The organism is Variovorax sp. P1_H2 (genome assembly GCF_056405295.1).
This window is the reverse complement of sequence record NZ_JBFUCJ010000092.1, coordinates 1-14,102: the sequence shown is the minus strand read 5'-3', so window position 1 is coordinate 14,102 and position 14,102 is coordinate 1. Positions and strand designations below refer to the sequence as shown.

General features: G+C 66.8%; 12 protein-coding genes. 9 read left to right on the top strand and 3 right to left on the bottom strand.

The window, feature by feature from the left end:
* Positions 1-419 precede the first annotated feature (419 nt).
* From AC1D2E_RS25700 to AC1D2E_RS25685, 4 genes are all read left to right on the top strand, one after another.
* Positions 420-1,556: a saccharopine dehydrogenase family protein gene (locus AC1D2E_RS25700; RefSeq protein WP_478200021.1), complete on the top strand. Its 1,137-nt coding sequence runs from the start codon at positions 420-422 to the stop codon at positions 1,554-1,556.
* Between the two features lie 70 nt (positions 1,557-1,626).
* Positions 1,627-3,378, top strand: a complete 1,752-nt coding sequence (locus AC1D2E_RS25695) for a thiamine pyrophosphate-binding protein (RefSeq protein ID WP_478200020.1) — start codon at positions 1,627-1,629, stop codon at positions 3,376-3,378.
* Positions 3,379-3,423: 45 nt separating this feature from the next.
* A complete protein-coding gene (amaB, locus tag AC1D2E_RS25690; protein WP_478200019.1) occupies positions 3,424-4,929 on the top strand; it encodes an L-piperidine-6-carboxylate dehydrogenase in 1,506 nt (501 codons plus the stop codon).
* A gap of 27 nt (positions 4,930-4,956) precedes the next feature.
* Positions 4,957-6,213, top strand: coding sequence for an NAD(P)/FAD-dependent oxidoreductase (locus AC1D2E_RS25685; protein ID WP_478200036.1), 1,257 nt, complete (start codon positions 4,957-4,959; stop codon positions 6,211-6,213).
* Between the two features lie 15 nt (positions 6,214-6,228).
* On the opposite strand, the gene AC1D2E_RS25680 is transcribed toward AC1D2E_RS25685, so the two are convergent.
* Positions 6,229-7,389, bottom strand: coding sequence for an Acg family FMN-binding oxidoreductase (locus AC1D2E_RS25680; RefSeq protein ID WP_478200018.1), 1,161 nt, complete (start codon positions 7,387-7,389; stop codon positions 6,229-6,231).
* A 91-nt stretch (positions 7,390-7,480) separates the two neighbouring features.
* Here AC1D2E_RS25680 and AC1D2E_RS25675 point away from each other — a divergent pair, with 91 nt between their 5' ends.
* From AC1D2E_RS25675 to AC1D2E_RS25660, 4 genes are all read left to right on the top strand, one after another.
* Positions 7,481-7,900, top strand: a complete 420-nt coding sequence (locus AC1D2E_RS25675) for a DUF1801 domain-containing protein (RefSeq protein WP_478200017.1) — start codon at positions 7,481-7,483, stop codon at positions 7,898-7,900.
* 116 nt (positions 7,901-8,016) lie between these two features.
* Positions 8,017-8,445: a hypothetical protein gene (locus tag AC1D2E_RS25670; RefSeq protein ID WP_478200016.1), complete on the top strand. Its 429-nt coding sequence runs from the start codon at positions 8,017-8,019 to the stop codon at positions 8,443-8,445.
* A gap of 137 nt (positions 8,446-8,582) precedes the next feature.
* On the top strand, positions 8,583-9,320 hold the full coding sequence (locus tag AC1D2E_RS25665; RefSeq protein WP_478200035.1) for a protein-L-isoaspartate(D-aspartate) O-methyltransferase: 738 nt from the start codon (positions 8,583-8,585) through the stop codon (positions 9,318-9,320).
* Positions 9,321-9,333: 13 nt separating this feature from the next.
* Complete coding sequence (locus tag AC1D2E_RS25660; RefSeq protein WP_478200015.1) at positions 9,334-11,724, top strand: SAM-dependent methyltransferase; 2,391 nt, start codon at positions 9,334-9,336, stop codon at positions 11,722-11,724.
* 5 nt (positions 11,725-11,729) lie between these two features.
* Here the strand turns inward: AC1D2E_RS25660 and AC1D2E_RS25655 are convergent, their stop codons facing one another.
* A complete protein-coding gene (locus AC1D2E_RS25655) occupies positions 11,730-11,873 on the bottom strand; it encodes a hypothetical protein (protein WP_478200014.1) in 144 nt (47 codons plus the stop codon).
* Between the two features lie 89 nt (positions 11,874-11,962).
* The gene (locus AC1D2E_RS25650) at positions 11,963-12,898 is read right to left on the bottom strand and encodes a LysR family transcriptional regulator (protein ID WP_478200013.1); all 936 of its coding nucleotides are present in this window, start codon (positions 12,896-12,898) and stop codon (positions 11,963-11,965) included.
* A 107-nt stretch (positions 12,899-13,005) separates the two neighbouring features.
* Between AC1D2E_RS25650 and AC1D2E_RS25645 the strand changes: the two genes are divergently transcribed.
* Positions 13,006-13,971: a Bug family tripartite tricarboxylate transporter substrate binding protein gene (locus AC1D2E_RS25645; RefSeq protein ID WP_478200012.1), complete on the top strand. Its 966-nt coding sequence runs from the start codon at positions 13,006-13,008 to the stop codon at positions 13,969-13,971.
* The last annotated feature ends 131 nt before the right edge of the window (positions 13,972-14,102 follow it).

Below are 14,102 nucleotides of genomic sequence, written 5' to 3'. Positions count from 1 at the left end.
GATGACGAAAAACTCTCGTCATACCGTCATCATCTTCGGCGAAACATAGGCATTCTCGCCTCCTCGCCGCTTTCCGCAGATTCCCGCCGGATCGCCGGGTGCGGTCGACTTCTGTCCCAAAGTGCATGACCTGGACCACCGCGGTGTCGGGGAAGCGCCGGCGAGCGACAGCCCGAGGTGCGCGATGCACCGATGCCAATCGTCACGAGCGTTCCAGATAGAACGCATTCAGCCCATCGGGGAAACGCGAGGCCGGCAGGTCGGCCCGCGTTGGTGCGGCATCGACTGCTTCGACCTGACGAACGCGCTCGTCGGATCGACGAAGCCAATCATTCTTTCGACGATCTGCTCTCTACCATCTGCCAGGACTCGCTTCTACAGTTCATTCAACGGGCAAACGTGCCCACAGGAGAAATGAAATGTCGAAGTTGCAGATTGAAAGGGTGCTGGTTCTGGGTGCTGGCAAGGTAGGCAGCACCGTGGCGGACATGATCGCGGAGTACCACCGGCTGCCGGTCACGCTCGCCGATCTGAAGCCGGGGCGCGGCGGCGAGAGCGATACGCTGGTCCGCAGAATCTCCCTCGACGTGGAGAGCGCCGAAGACTTGAACGCCGCGCTTTCCGCGCATTCCGTCGTGATCAACTGCTTGCCCTTCTACCTCGCGGAGCGTGTGGCGACCGCGGCGGCGAAGTGCGGCGTCCACTACTTCGACCTCACCGAGGACGTGGCTGCGACGAAGGCCATCCGGGAGATCTCCAAGGAGGCGACATCCGTCCTCATGCCGCAGAGCGGCCTGGCGCCCGGCGTGATCGGCATGCTCGGGGGCCACCTGGCCAGCCGCTTCGATGAACTGTACGACCTGCGCCTGCGCGTGGGCGCCCTCACCCGCAACGCGACCAACAGCCTGCGCTACAACTTCACCTGGAGCATCGACGGCGTCATCAACGAGTACTGCAACCCGTGCGACGCCATCGTCAACGGCCAGCTGGTGTCGGTGCAACCGATGGAAGGACACGAGACCTTCACGCTGGACGCGGAAGCGTTCGAGGCTTTCAACACGTCGGGCGGCCTGGGCACGCTGTGCGAGACGCTGAAGGGAAAGGTGCGAAACCTCGACTACAAGACCATTCGCTATCCCGGTCACCGCAACGCGATGGACTTCCTCTTGCACGATCTGCGCTTGATCGAGCGCCGCGATCTGCTGCGCCAGGTGCTCGAGCACGCCGTTCCGCACAGCCGCGAAGACGTCGTGATCCTGTTTGCCTCGGCGTCGGGCCTGCGCGATGGCCGGTTCGAGCAGGAGACGCGCGTCGGACGCGTGTTCGGTGCTCCGCTGCGCGGAAAGGACCGCACGGCGATCGAGCTCACCACCGCCGCCGGCGTCGTGGGCGTGTTCGAGTTGCTGCAGCAGGGAAAGCTTCCGGCGAGCGGCTTCGTCGGTCAGGAGCAGGCCCCTCTCGAACAGTTCCTCGCGACCAAGGTCGGGCACTACTACAAGGGCCTCGGCGTGACGTCGTCTGCCACCGCGGCCAACGGCGAGCTCGCGCACGCCTGATCCATCACGGCGACGCCGGCACCGGGCCGGCGGCCGCCCCCCTTTCGTCAATCTGAAATCGGAGCTTTCCATGCGTGGTGCAGACGTGCTCGTGCAAATGTTGATCAACTACGGCGTCGACGTCCTTTTCGGCGTCCCCGGGGACACCAACGTCCCGTTCTATGAGGCGCTTGCGCGCCGCGCGGGCGATATCGAGCACGTGATGGCGCGCGACGAGCGCTCGGCGGGCTACATGGCCGACGCGTATGCGCGTCTTACCGACAAGCCGGGCATCTTCGAATGTCCGTCGGGAGCCGGCGCGATGTATTCGCTGCCCCCCGTCGCCGAGTCGAACGCTTCCTCGGTGCCCGTCATTCTCCTGACGATCGACCTCCCGCTGCCCGGTGAAGGCCGCGGCATGATCACCGAGCTCGATTGCGCGAAGCTGTTCGAGCCGGTGACGAAGATGTCGGTGCAGATCAAGTCGGCCGACAAGCTGCCCGAGATCATCCGGCGCGCATTCCGAGTCGCTTGCTCCGGCACACCCGGCGCGGTTCACCTGCAGATCCCCGAGGACATGCTGCTCGCCGACATCGATCCGGACACCATCTCGTTGCACGCCKAACCCGAATGCAGGACCTTTCCCGCATTTCCGATGGCACCGGCGCCCGGCAAGCTGGACGCACTGCTCGGCCTGCTGAAGGCCGCGCGCAAGCCGCTGTTTGTCGCCGGCGGCGGGGTCAACCGCTCCTGCGCCGGCAGCGCGCTGACCGATGTCGCGACTCGATTGAACGTCCCGGTCGTCAACACCATCACCGGGCAAGGCGCCTTGCCGGACGACCATGTCCTGGCCATCGGCGTCATCGGCGACAACGGCTTCCACCCGCACGCCAACCGCGCCCTCGAGGAGTCCGACCTGGTGGTCTTCGTCGGCTCGCGGATGGGCTCCGTGGTCACGGTGGGCTGGACCTTCCCGAAGTCGACGCTGAACAAGCGCGTGGTGCAGATCGACATCGATCCCGAGCGTCTCGCGAACAACTACGAGAACCTGCTGTCGATCGCCGGCGACGCCCAGCTGGTGCTGCAGCAGCTGCTGAAGGAAACCCCGGTCGACTTCGACACATCGAAGCACCAGGCGTGGGTCGACCATCTCAACGCGTACCGTTCGAATTTCTGGGCGCACGCCGAATCGGTGCTGTCCCTCGACGACGTGCCGCTGCGGCCCGAACGCGTCGTACGCGAATTCAACAAACGCCTGGAGCAGTACGGCAAGGCCGTCCACATCCTCTCCGACGCCGGGACGCCCACGCCCTACATGACCCGGTTCCTGCGGATCGGCGATCGCCGCACCCGTTTCGTGATTCCACGCGCCTTCGGCGGGCTGGGTTCGGCCATCCCGGCGGTGGTCGGTGCCTGGTACGCCGACAAGAACCGGCGGCCGATCGGCATGTTCGGCGACGGCTCTTTCAACATGGCCGTGGGCGAGCTCGAGACGCTGGTGCGCAAGAAGGTCCCCGCGCTGCTGATGCTGTTCAACAACGGCTGCTTCGGCTGGATCAAGGGACTCCACCGCCTCAAGGGCCATGACGAATGCTTCGGCGTCGATTTCCTGCCGCCACGCGGCCAGGCCATCGCGGAGGCCTTCGACATCAAGGCCTGGACCGTCACGACGCCCGACGAGCTGATCGCCGCGCTGGATGAAGCCTTCGAATACGATGGCCCGTGCCTCATGGACATCCGCGTCGAATCGCTCGCCGAGCGAGTGCCGCCCGTCTATTCGTGGCTCACCAGGAAGGGCCTCGATCCGCTGGCGCTGCAGCCCGAGGACGTCGCCTACATCTAACCCGCTGGGCGCGACCGGGACGCGCCGACACATCAAGGAATTACCATGAGCAAGCTGCTGTCCGTCTTCCAGCGCTGCGGCATCGAGCCCAACGAAGTTCAAGGGGGTTCGCTGGCCGTGCGCTCCCCCGTCGACGGCGCCGAACTGGCCCGCCTGCACGAGACGCCCCCCTCCCGGATGAGCGAGATCATCGCCAGCTCGAAGGCCGCTTTCCTCCAGTGGCGCAACGTGCCGGCCCCCGTGCGCGGCGAGCTGGTGCGCCTGTGGGGCGAGGAGCTGCGCCAGGCCAAGCACGATATCGGCTACCTCGTCTCGATCGAAGTCGGGAAGATCCTCGAAGAAGGCCTGGGCGAGGTCCAGGAAGGTGTAGACATCTGCGAATTCGCGCTGGGCCAGTCCCGGCAGCTGTGCGGCAAGACCATCGTGTCGGAACGGCCCGGCCACCGGATCATGGAGCAATACCACCCGCTGGGCCCGGTCGCCATCATCACGGCGTTCAACTTCCCGAGCGCGGTGTTTGCCTGGAATGCGGCGCTCGCGCTGGTGTGCGGCGACCCGGTGATCTTCAAGCCGTCGGAGAAGGCTCCGCTGTCGGGCCTCGCCACCTTCAAGGCCCTCGAGCGTGCGATCGCCCGCTTCGGCAACAAGGCCCCCGAAGGCCTGGCACAGATCGTCATCGGTGGGGCGCCGCTGGCCGAAGCCCTGGTCGAAAGCCCGTTGATTCCGCTCGTCTCGGCGACCGGCTCCACGCGCATGGGTTGTGCAGTCGGTCCCAAGATCGCCAGCCGATTCGGCAAGCGCATCCTGGAACTGGGCGGCAACAACGCCATGGTCGTCACGCCCGCGGCGGATCTCGACATGGCGCTGCGCGCCATCCTGTTCGCTGCCGTCGGCACTGCAGGTCAGCGTTGCACCTCTCTGCGCCGGCTGATCGTGCATCGCTCGGTCAAGGACGCACTCCTGCAGAATTTGCTGAAGGCCTACGCGACGCTTCGGATCGGAAATCCGCTGACCTCCGGCACCCTGGTCGGTCCGCTGATCGACGAGGACGCCTACCACGCGCTGCAGAAGTCGATCGCGGCCGCCAGGGAACAAGGCGGAAAGGTGTTGATCGGTGGCGAACGAGCGCTCGAGAAGGAGTTCCCGAAGGGCTTCTACGTGCACCCGGCCATTGTCGAGATGCCCGAGCAAACCGCCATCGTGCGTCAGGAGACCTTTGCGCCCTTGCTCTATGTGCTCACCTACGACGACTTCGAGCAGGCGATCGACGTGCACAATGACGTGCCGCAGGGCTTGTCCTCGTGCATCTTCTCGAACGACATGCGTGAGGTCGAGTCCTTCATCTCCGCGGCCGGTTCGGATTGCGGGATGGCCAACGTCAACATCGGTCCGAGCGGTGCCGAAATTGGCGGCGCCTTCGGCGGCGAGAAAGAAACCGGCGGTGATCGCGAGAGCGGCTCCGATTCCTGGAAGCAGTACATGCGTCGCACCACGAACACCATCAACTTCTCCAAGGAACTCCCCTTGGCGCAAGGCATCACCTTCGTTTGACCCCCGTTGAACGGATCGATTGCTCGGATGAAGAACACTGTTGCCGTTCTGGGCGCCGGAATCGTCGGCGTGTCTTGCGCTCTCGAGCTGCAGCGGCGAGGTTTCGACGTGACGATCTTCGATCGCGTGGCGCCAGGTCGCGAAACCTCGTACGGCAATGCCGGAGTGATCGCGCGCAGCTCGCTGATGCCCTTCAACAACCCCGGGCTGTGGGCGTCCCTGCCGAAGCTGCTGAAGAACAAGTCGCCGCAGTTCCGCTTCGACCCCCTGTTCCTGGCAAGGAACCTGCCTTGGGCGCTGGGCTTTCTTTACCGGGCGCGCCCGAGCATCTTCCAGCAGACCGTCGCCGCCCTCGACGCATTGATCCGGCTTTCCGCCAGGGAACATCAACGCTTGCTGGCCGAGGCGGGCGCCACGCATCGATGGCGCGCCAACGGCTGGCTGTTTCTCTACCGAAGCGAACCAGGCTTCGCCGGCAGCAGGCTTTCCCGCGACACCTTCGACCAGTACGGCATCTCGACACAGGTCCTCGATGCGGCAGAGCTTTCGGATCTCGAGCCCGATCTGAAGCCCATCTTTCCCCGCGCGCTCTGGATCAAGGACACGGCCTCCGTGGACAGTCCGGGCCGGGTGGTGGAGGCGTACGCGAAGCTGTTCGTCTCGCGCGGAGGACGGATCAGGCAGGCGCTCATCGGCGGACTTCGCCGGTCGGCCGGGAATGAGGCCTGGCAGATTGCCGAGGAGAGCGGCACAGTGCACGACAGTTCCCGGGTCGTGCTCGCGCTGGGCCCATGGACCCAGGAATTTGCCAAGAAGGTGCTCGGCCTGTCGGTGCCCATGGCGTTCGAGCGGGGCTACCACATGCACTATCGCGCGGCGGGCAGCGCCTCGCTCGGTCGACCGATCTACGACACGGCCGGCGGGTATGTGCTTTCACCCATGGAGCAAGGGCTCCGTCTGTCGACCGGCGTGCAGCTCGCCGCGCGCGATGCGCCCAAGGACCTGATCCAGCTCGAACTCGCCGAGCGATCCGCGCGGGAAGCATTTCCGCTGGACCAGCGGCTCGAAGCCGACGCCTGGCTCGGAAGCCGGCCCACGCTTCCGGACAGCCGGCCGATCATCGGCGAATGCCCTCGACATCCCGGCCTGTGGCTCGCGTTCGGCCATCAACACATCGGCTTCAGCACCGGCCCCGGCACCGCCTCCCTGCTGGCCTCCATGATGACCGGGGAAGCATGCGCCTTCGACCCGGCTGCGTTCCGGCCGTCCCGCTTCGTCGCTTGAGGACGCCGCGATCGATCACGCCCGCACGAGTTGCGCCGCCACGCCGCGGCGTGGCGCCGGTTCGACCGCCGGCGCATAGCCCACGCGCGCCCACATCTGCACGGTCTGGGCGGGCTGCGACAGGTTGAGAAGGCGCCGGATGTCGGCATGCGGCCGGGCCTGCTCCGGGTACTCCTGCAAGGCCTGCTGCAGCGGCTGCACGGCCAGCCCATGCGCGGTGGCGGCAAGCTGAACCCGCACGTAGGCGCGTCCCGCATTGACCTGACTCACGCGGTCGTTGTCGTCGGTCACCATCCACAGGAAGCCCGGCGTCGATTCGATCTTCCTGTCGAAATCCTTGATCTGGCTGGTGGTGGCGTAGTCATCGGGCGCCGGTGCCTTGCCGCGGTCGAACAGGCCGACACGGTTCAGCAACACGACCATCGGGTCCAGCACGGTCAGCCCGTCGCGGTACTTCTCGATCTCGGCGGCGCCGACCCTGAGCACCTTGTACGACTCCAGGATCGTGCGCGGCGTCGTCAACTCGATGCGCCAAGCCTCGGCGGCAATGGCGCGATGCCGCTTCAACACCTCGGGCCGCTCCGTTCCGGCGAAGCCGAAGCGCAACGGATACGGCTTCACCGCCTCGGCCATGGCGGCCCTGGCGACGGCCGGCACCAGTCTCTCGATGTCGTAGACGTTGCGGTTGGTGTGGCGCTCAAGGATTCGGCCAAACAGCGGATCCTTCGTCACGGTCGGGTCGGGCACCAGCCGGATGCGCGCCACGGGGCGCTGGTCGAGCTTGTCCGGCCCGAATGCGCCCTCGGGAAACAGCGTGGTCTCGGCGCGCAGTCCGCGCTCGCGCGCGGCGATGTCCAGCAGTTCCAGGAAGGTTCCGTGGCTCATCATGATCTGGCGCGAGAACGGGTCGGTCTCGGGCAGCAGCCGGCCGAGGTCGCAGCGCAGCAGGATCTCGTCCGGCGTGCCCAGGTCCACCAGCCAGGACTGCAGGTTGTGGGAATGCGGTGCCAGGATGGCGTAGCCCAGGATCCAGCGCCGGACGTCCGCTTCCTGCCCCGGCCCCTTCCACGGCGCGATGGCCGCGGCCGGCATCTGTTGGCTGCAGCCCGTGCTCGCGGCCGTTGCGGCGACGACGAAGCCGCCCCCAGTCATCCGAATGAAATTGCGACGATCCACTTGCAGCGCCTTCAGACTGCTCCGAAGCCTCACGTGACGATCCTCCATTGTCTTGCGGATGAAATATATCTGGGACTTCTAGAATGAGACCATGAACAAGTCGGACGCGAGCCAAGGCCAGTCGGCATCGGCGCTCATCTCGAGAAGAATCGCCGAACTCGGGGACTGGCGCGGGGAAACCCTTGGCAGAATGCGCAAGCTCATCAAGGAAGCAGCCCCGGACGTCGTCGAGGAGTGGAAGTGGATGGGCACTCCGGTCTGGTCGCACGACGGCATCCTCTGCACGGGTGAATCCTACAAGGACAAGGTGAAGCTCACCTTCGCCAAGGGCGCGTCCCTGAAGGATCCGGCCCGCCTGTTCAACGCGAGTCTCGACGGAAACGTACGCCGCGCGATCGACATCCACGAGGGAGAAGAAGTCGACGCGTCCGCCTTCAGCGCGCTCGTTCGCCAAGCGGTCGCCCTCAACAGTTCCGGCAAGCCGAAACCTTCGAAGAAGGCGAAGCCCTGAGGGAACGGGGTCATTGGCTTGGCGCCAATGAGACGCAAGCGGGCATTTGCGGTTGGGGAAAGTCCTCGGACGAGAAACCGCTTTCCAACGGCGCCACTGTTGCTGCGGCGCAATAGATGCCCTTCGACGCCCGCTACGATGGGCTCATGGACTGCACGACCAAACTTGAGGCCGAGTTGGACCTCTGCTTCGCGTGGCTCGCACGGTTCGAGGCCGGCATTCCCCGATCGCACGGCGTCGTCTCGCGCTGGTACACGAGCCGCGCGCTCCAGGCGTACATGCGCTATTCGTGGTTCAAGGCCTCCACGCCCGGAGAGCCCGCCCTCTGCCTGGCCCACATCCACATGTCCGAGGACGCGAGAAGCCAAGGGTACTTCGCGAGGCTGGTCAAGCGCTTCCTGGATGGAAGCGACGGCCTGCAAGCACGCGTGCTCTACCTCGAGAACATCGCGAGTCCAAGGTTCGAAGGCTGGCTTCTTCGCGCCGGCTTTCAGCGCTGCACGCACAGCACCGGCGAATTCTCTGCGTACTACGTGGTCCGGTAGCCACCATGCCGTTCGTGGCACTCGTGGCGTACGTCAAACGGCGCGGTTCTTGAGCGAGTCGCTTCGCCCTCTTCGCGACCATGGCCTTGCAGGCCGCACTGGACCGCGGTTTCGTGCTCGGCCATGATCGCCGAACAATGGTCACGCCCATGGTCCGTGCAATGGCGGCGGCGCTTCTCCTGGCCACGACGGGAGCCCTTGCCGCGGCCACCCCAGACTTCGCATCCGAGCGCCGGCGGATGACGGAGGAGATCGCGGCGCTGGCTCGCCAGACCCGCGCCGAGACCGGCAGGCCCGCCTTCGACGCGCGCGTGATGGCGGCCATGGACAAGGTGCCGCGGCACGAATTCGTGCCCGTCGACCAGGTCGATGTCGCGTACGCGAACCGGCCGGTGCCGATCGGCCATGGGCAGACCATCTCGCAGCCCTACATCGTGGCGCTGATGACCGATTTGGCCAAGGCGCAGCCGGGCGACAAGGTGCTCGAGATCGGGACCGGCTCGGGCTATCAGGCGGCCGTGATGTCGCAGCTGGCCCGCGCGGTCTACACCATCGAGATCATCGAGCCGCTGGGGCTCCAGGCCACGCAACGACTGCAGAAACTGGGCTACGGCAATGTCCAGGTGCGCCTGGGCGACGGCTACGACGGCTGGGAGGAACATGCGCCCTACGACGCCATCCTCGTGACCGCGGCGGCCAGCCACATCCCGCCGCCGCTCATCCGCCAGCTCAAACCCGGCGGCCGGATGGTGATTCCGGTGGGCGCACCGTTCATGGTCCAGCAATTGATGCTGATCGAGAAAAGCCCCGATGGCACGGTGTCGACGCGGCAGATCCTGCCGGTGGCCTTCGTTCCGCTGACCGGCAAGCGCTGAGCCCGGAGCGTCGATGGCCGCCGCGCCACTGATCGCCGTTGCCCTGGTCTCGGCCGCGGCGCTGGCCTACGAGATCCTGCTGATGCGGCTGTTCTCGATCATCCTGTGGCACCACTTCGCCTACATGATCATCAGCCTCGCGCTGCTCGGCTGGGGTGCCAGCGGCGCGTTGCTGACCCTGGCGCAGCGCGCGGTGCAGCAGCGATTCGCGCCGCTGTTCTGCGCGGCCGCCGCGGCTTTCGGGCTCACTGCGATCGGCTGCTTCGCGTTGGCCCAGCGCGTGCCGTTCAATCCGCTCGAAATCCTCTGGGACCCGCGCCAGCCGGCCTACCTGCTGGCCGTCTACCTGCTGCTCCTGCTGCCCTTCATGTGCGCCGGCGCCTGCGTGTGCATGGCCCTGTCACGCTTTCGCGGCGAGGTCTCGCGCATCTACAGCGTCGACATCCTCGGTGCAGGCGCGGGCAGCCTGGGAATCGTCGCGCTGCTCTTCGTGCTGTCGCCCGCCGACGCATTGCAAGTGATCGGCGCGCTGGGATGCGTCGCGGCGGCGGTGGGGTGGATCGAATGTGGTGGGCGCCGGCGCTGGCCGGCGCTCTTGCCGATCGCGATGGCCGGAGGGCTCCTGCTGCTGCCCGCAGCGTGGCTGGCGCCCGTCATGTCGCCCTACAAGGAGCTGTCGCAGACCTTGCGCATCCCCGGCGCCCGGGTGGTGGCGCAGCGATCGAGCCCCCTGGGCCTGGTCAGCGTCGTAGAGAGCCCGCGCATTCCGCTGCGCCACGCGCCGGGCCTGAGCCTCAGCGCGTCGACCGAGCCGCCGCCGCAATGGGGCGTCTTCACCGACGGCGAAGGACTCAACGCGCTGACCCGCTTCGACGGCCGGCGCGACAGCCTGGCGCACCTGGACCAGATCAGCTCGGCGCTGCCCTATCACCTGCTGCGCCAGCCGCACGTGCTGGTGCTGGGCTCCGGCGCCGGGGCGGACGTGCTGCAGGCGCACTATCACGGCGCGCGCCGCATCGATGCGGTGGAGTTGAATCCCCAGCTCGTCGAACTGGTGCAGGGCCGGTTCGCAGCCGCGGCGGGCGGCGTCTACGGACCGATGGCGCGCGTGCACGTGGCCGAGGCGCGCGGCTTCATTGCGGCCAGCCGGGACCGCTACGACCTTATCCAGGTGGCGCTGCTCGATTCCTTCAGCGCCTCCTCGGCCGGCCTCTACGCGCTGGCCGAGAACTATCTCTACACGGTCGAGGCCGTTCAGGACGACCTGCGCCACCTGGAGCCCGGCGGCCTGCTGGCGGTCACGCGCTGGGTCACGCTGCCGCCGCGCGATGCGCTCAAGCTCTTCGCCGCCGCGGTGGTGGCGCTGCAGCGATCGGGCATCGCCGACCCCGGATCGCGGCTGGCGCTGATACGAAGCTGGAAGACCAGCACGCTGCTGGTCAAGAACGGCGCGTTCACCCCCGAGGACATCGCCGCGATCAAGGGCTTCTGCGTCGCCCGCTCCTTCGATGTGGCCTTCTACCCCGGCATGCGGCGGGACGAAGCGAATCGCTTCAACGTGGTCGAAGGCCCGGACCTTTTCGACGGCGCGCAGGCGCTGCTCGGTCCGGGGCGCGACGAATTCATGGCGCACTACAAGTTCCATATCGAACCGGCCACCGACGACAAACCGCACTTCTTCCACTTCTTCAAGTGGCGTTCGCTGCCGGAGCTCCTGTCGCTCAAGGGGCAGGGCGGGCTGCCGCTGCTCGAATGGGGTTATCCGGTGCTGGTGGCCACGCTGCTGCAGGCGGTGGTCGCGAGCCTGCTGCTGATCGGCCTGCCCTTGGCGTGGGTCGCGCGGCACGGCGGGGCAGTATCGGGCACCGTATCGCGTGGGCGCGTGCTGGCTTACTTCCTCGCGATCGGCTTCGGCTTCATGTTCATCGAGATCGCGTTCATCCAGAAGTTCGTCCTGTTCCTGAGCCATCCGCTGTATGCGATCGCCGTCGTGCTGTTCGCGTTCCTGCTCTTCGCCGGCATCGGCAGCCGTGTGTCCGGTCGACTGAGGGGGTTCCCGGTGGCGGCGGCGGTGGGCGCCATTGCCGTGTCGGCGGCGCTCGGCCTGCTCCTTCTGCCCTGGCTCTTCCAGCGCGCGATGGGCTTGCCCGATGCGGCGCGGATCCTGATCACGGCGGCCCTCATCGCCCCGCTGGCGTTCTTCATGGGCATGCCCTTTCCCTTGGGCCTGGCCCGGGTGGAGGCAGCCGATGCCCGGCTCATTCCCTGGGCCTGGGGCATCAACGGCTGCGCCTCCGTCACCGCGGCGGTGCTGGCCACCTTGCTCGCGATCCACATCGGCTTCACCGCCGTGGTCGTGGCGGCACTGGTCCTGTATGGCGTGGCGGCCGCCGCGCGGCCCTGAGGCTCTCAATTGCCCGCATTCGCATAGCGCTGGACCTGGCATTCGAAGCTGCCGGGCTGCGTCGAGCAGATCGAGAACTGGCGAGGCGGCGGCGTGCCGGAACACCCGGCCAGCAGGCACAGCAGCATTCCGATCGTGATCCTGAACATGCATGCTCCTTGGCAGACGTTGAGTTTCAGACAGGCTACGCAGGTCGCGCCGCCTGCGCAATCGCTGGAAACGCCCGTCCACCCAGGTGTCAGGCCGCCCGATGCAGCAGTTCGAGAAAACGCTGCGCCGGCCGGCTCAAGGGCCAGTCCTTGCGCACCAGGCTGCCGTAAGCGGGCAGCTTCTGGCGGATGCGGTAGGGCACGATGCGCAGCACGCCGTGATCGGCGTCGCGCCGCGCCACCGCCTCGGGGATCACCGCCACCAGCTCCGAGCGTCGGATCAGGTTGATGGTCGTCAGGATCGATCCGGTCTCGATCAGTCCTTGCGGCAGCGTCGCGTCGTGATCGCGGAACTCGTTCTCGATGACGTCGCGCATCGGGCTGCCGGGCGGCTGCAGGATCCACGGATAGGCCAGCAGCGACGCGAACTCGACCCGCCGCCGGCGCGCCAGCGGATGGTCGTTGCCCACCACCACCGAAAGGCCCTCGTCCTCGATCGGCGTGAAGCTGTACTCGAACTGCGGCAGTCCGACCCGGCGGCCGATGACGACCTCGAGCACGCCTTCGCGCAGTTGCGCCAGCAGCCGGTCGCTGGTGTCGACCGCGATCTCGATGGCCAGCAGCGGAAACAGCGCCTTGAGTCCCAGCAGCGCTTCGGACAGGCGCCCCGGCGACGCCGCCATGATGCTGCCGACCGAGAACTTGCCCGCGCTGCCCAGCCGCAGTTCGCCCAGCTCGCGGTTCAGCGCTTCCATGCTGCCGCGGATGCCGCGGAAGTAGCCGGTCACGCGAACGCCGGCGTCGTTGAGCCGCAGGCCGCGGCCGACGCGCTCGAACAGCGGCTGGCCCAGTGCGCTTTCGAGCTCCTGCAGCATCTTGGTGGCCGCCGGCTGCGTCATGCCGAGCTGAAGCGCGGCCGCCCTCAAGGTGCGCATCTCGTCGATCGCGAGGATCAGCGCAATCTGCCGCATGCGCAGCCGGTTGAGCAGCTGCGGCGTGCTCTGCTGGCGATCCAGCGAACCCATGATTGATCACCCCTGGTTATTGATTGATCACGAGTTTTTAGTTTACGGCGATCAATTGCGTTCCTACCATCCGGCATCGGTTCGAAACACAAATTGGAGACACGCGAATGAAACGACAACTCGCCGCGGCGACGGCGGCACTCGCGCTCGCCTGGACGGCCGGCCTTGCCCAGGCAGAGGATTGGCCGACCCGCTCGGTCAGGATCCTGGTCGGCTCGGCGCCCGGTGGCGGCACCGACGCCATGGCCCGCGCCGTGGCCGATCGGCTGGGCCCGCTGTTGAAGCAGCCGATGGTGGTCGAGAACCGGCCGGGCGTCTCGAACACGCTGGCCGCGGACGCCACCGCCAAGGCCACCGACGGCCACACCATGGTGATGGGCGTGGTCACCGCCCACGCGATCGCGCCGCACCTGATCAAGCTCGGCTACGACAACAACCGCGACCTGGTGCCGGTGGCCTTCGTCGGTGCCGTCCCCAACGTGCTCGTGGTGAGCAACACGCTGCCGGCCGAGTCGGTGGCGGCCCTGGTGCAGCTCGCGAAGAAGGAGCCCGGCAAGCTCAACTACGCCACCAGCGGCGCCGGCAGCACCCAGCACATCGCGGCCGAGATGTTCAAGGACGCGACCCGGATCGACATCACGCATGTGCCCTACAAGGGCAGCGGGCCGGCCCTGATCGACCTGATCGGCGGCCAGGTGCAGCTCAGCTTCGACACCCTGCCCTCGGTGATCGGGCAGATCAGGAACAACAAGATCCGCCCCCTGGCCGTGACCGCAGCCACGCGCAACCCGCAACTGCCCGACGTGCCGACCCTGGCGGAGGCCGGTGTGCCGGGCGTGGAGATGAGCGCCTGGTACGGCATCTACATGCCGGCCTCGACGCCGAAGGCGGTGCAGGAGAAGGTGCACGACGCCGTCAACCAGGTGCTGGCGATGCCCGAGACCCAGGCGCGCCTCGAGGCCATCGGCGCCGAGATCACGCCGATGACGCAGGCCCGGTTCGCGGCCTTTCATGCGGCCGAATACAAGCGCTTCGGCGACATCATCAAGAAGAACAGCATCCGGCTGGATTGAGATGAAAACCCACCCCCGTATCGGCTCACTTCGTGTAGCCGAGTACCCCCTCAAGGGGGCGACACCAGCGGCCTGGCAAAGCCAGTTCCGCGGTGTCTCCCGCCTCGGTTGTGCCGGTTTCATGCGTCGCG

Excerpts from the sequence above, each read along its gene's own strand:
- AC1D2E_RS25670 (WP_478200016.1), top strand. The coding sequence starts at position 8,017 with ATGCCCTTCGACGCCCGCTACGATGGGCTCATGGACTGCACGACCAAA.
- AC1D2E_RS25665 (WP_478200035.1), top strand. The coding sequence starts at position 8,583 with ATGGTCACGCCCATGGTCCGTGCAATGGCGGCGGCGCTTCTCCTGGCC.
- AC1D2E_RS25675 (WP_478200017.1), top strand. The coding sequence starts at position 7,481 with ATGAACAAGTCGGACGCGAGCCAAGGCCAGTCGGCATCGGCGCTCATC.
- AC1D2E_RS25655 (WP_478200014.1), bottom strand. The coding sequence starts at position 11,873 with ATGTTCAGGATCACGATCGGAATGCTGCTGTGCCTGCTGGCCGGGTGT.
- AC1D2E_RS25685 (WP_478200036.1), top strand. The coding sequence starts at position 4,957 with ATGAAGAACACTGTTGCCGTTCTGGGCGCCGGAATCGTCGGCGTGTCT.
- AC1D2E_RS25660 (WP_478200015.1), top strand. The coding sequence starts at position 9,334 with ATGGCCGCCGCGCCACTGATCGCCGTTGCCCTGGTCTCGGCCGCGGCG.
- AC1D2E_RS25700 (WP_478200021.1), top strand. The coding sequence starts at position 420 with ATGTCGAAGTTGCAGATTGAAAGGGTGCTGGTTCTGGGTGCTGGCAAG.
- amaB (WP_478200019.1), top strand. The coding sequence starts at position 3,424 with ATGAGCAAGCTGCTGTCCGTCTTCCAGCGCTGCGGCATCGAGCCCAAC.
- AC1D2E_RS25650 (WP_478200013.1), bottom strand. The coding sequence starts at position 12,898 with ATGGGTTCGCTGGATCGCCAGCAGAGCACGCCGCAGCTGCTCAACCGG.
- AC1D2E_RS25645 (WP_478200012.1), top strand. The coding sequence starts at position 13,006 with ATGAAACGACAACTCGCCGCGGCGACGGCGGCACTCGCGCTCGCCTGG.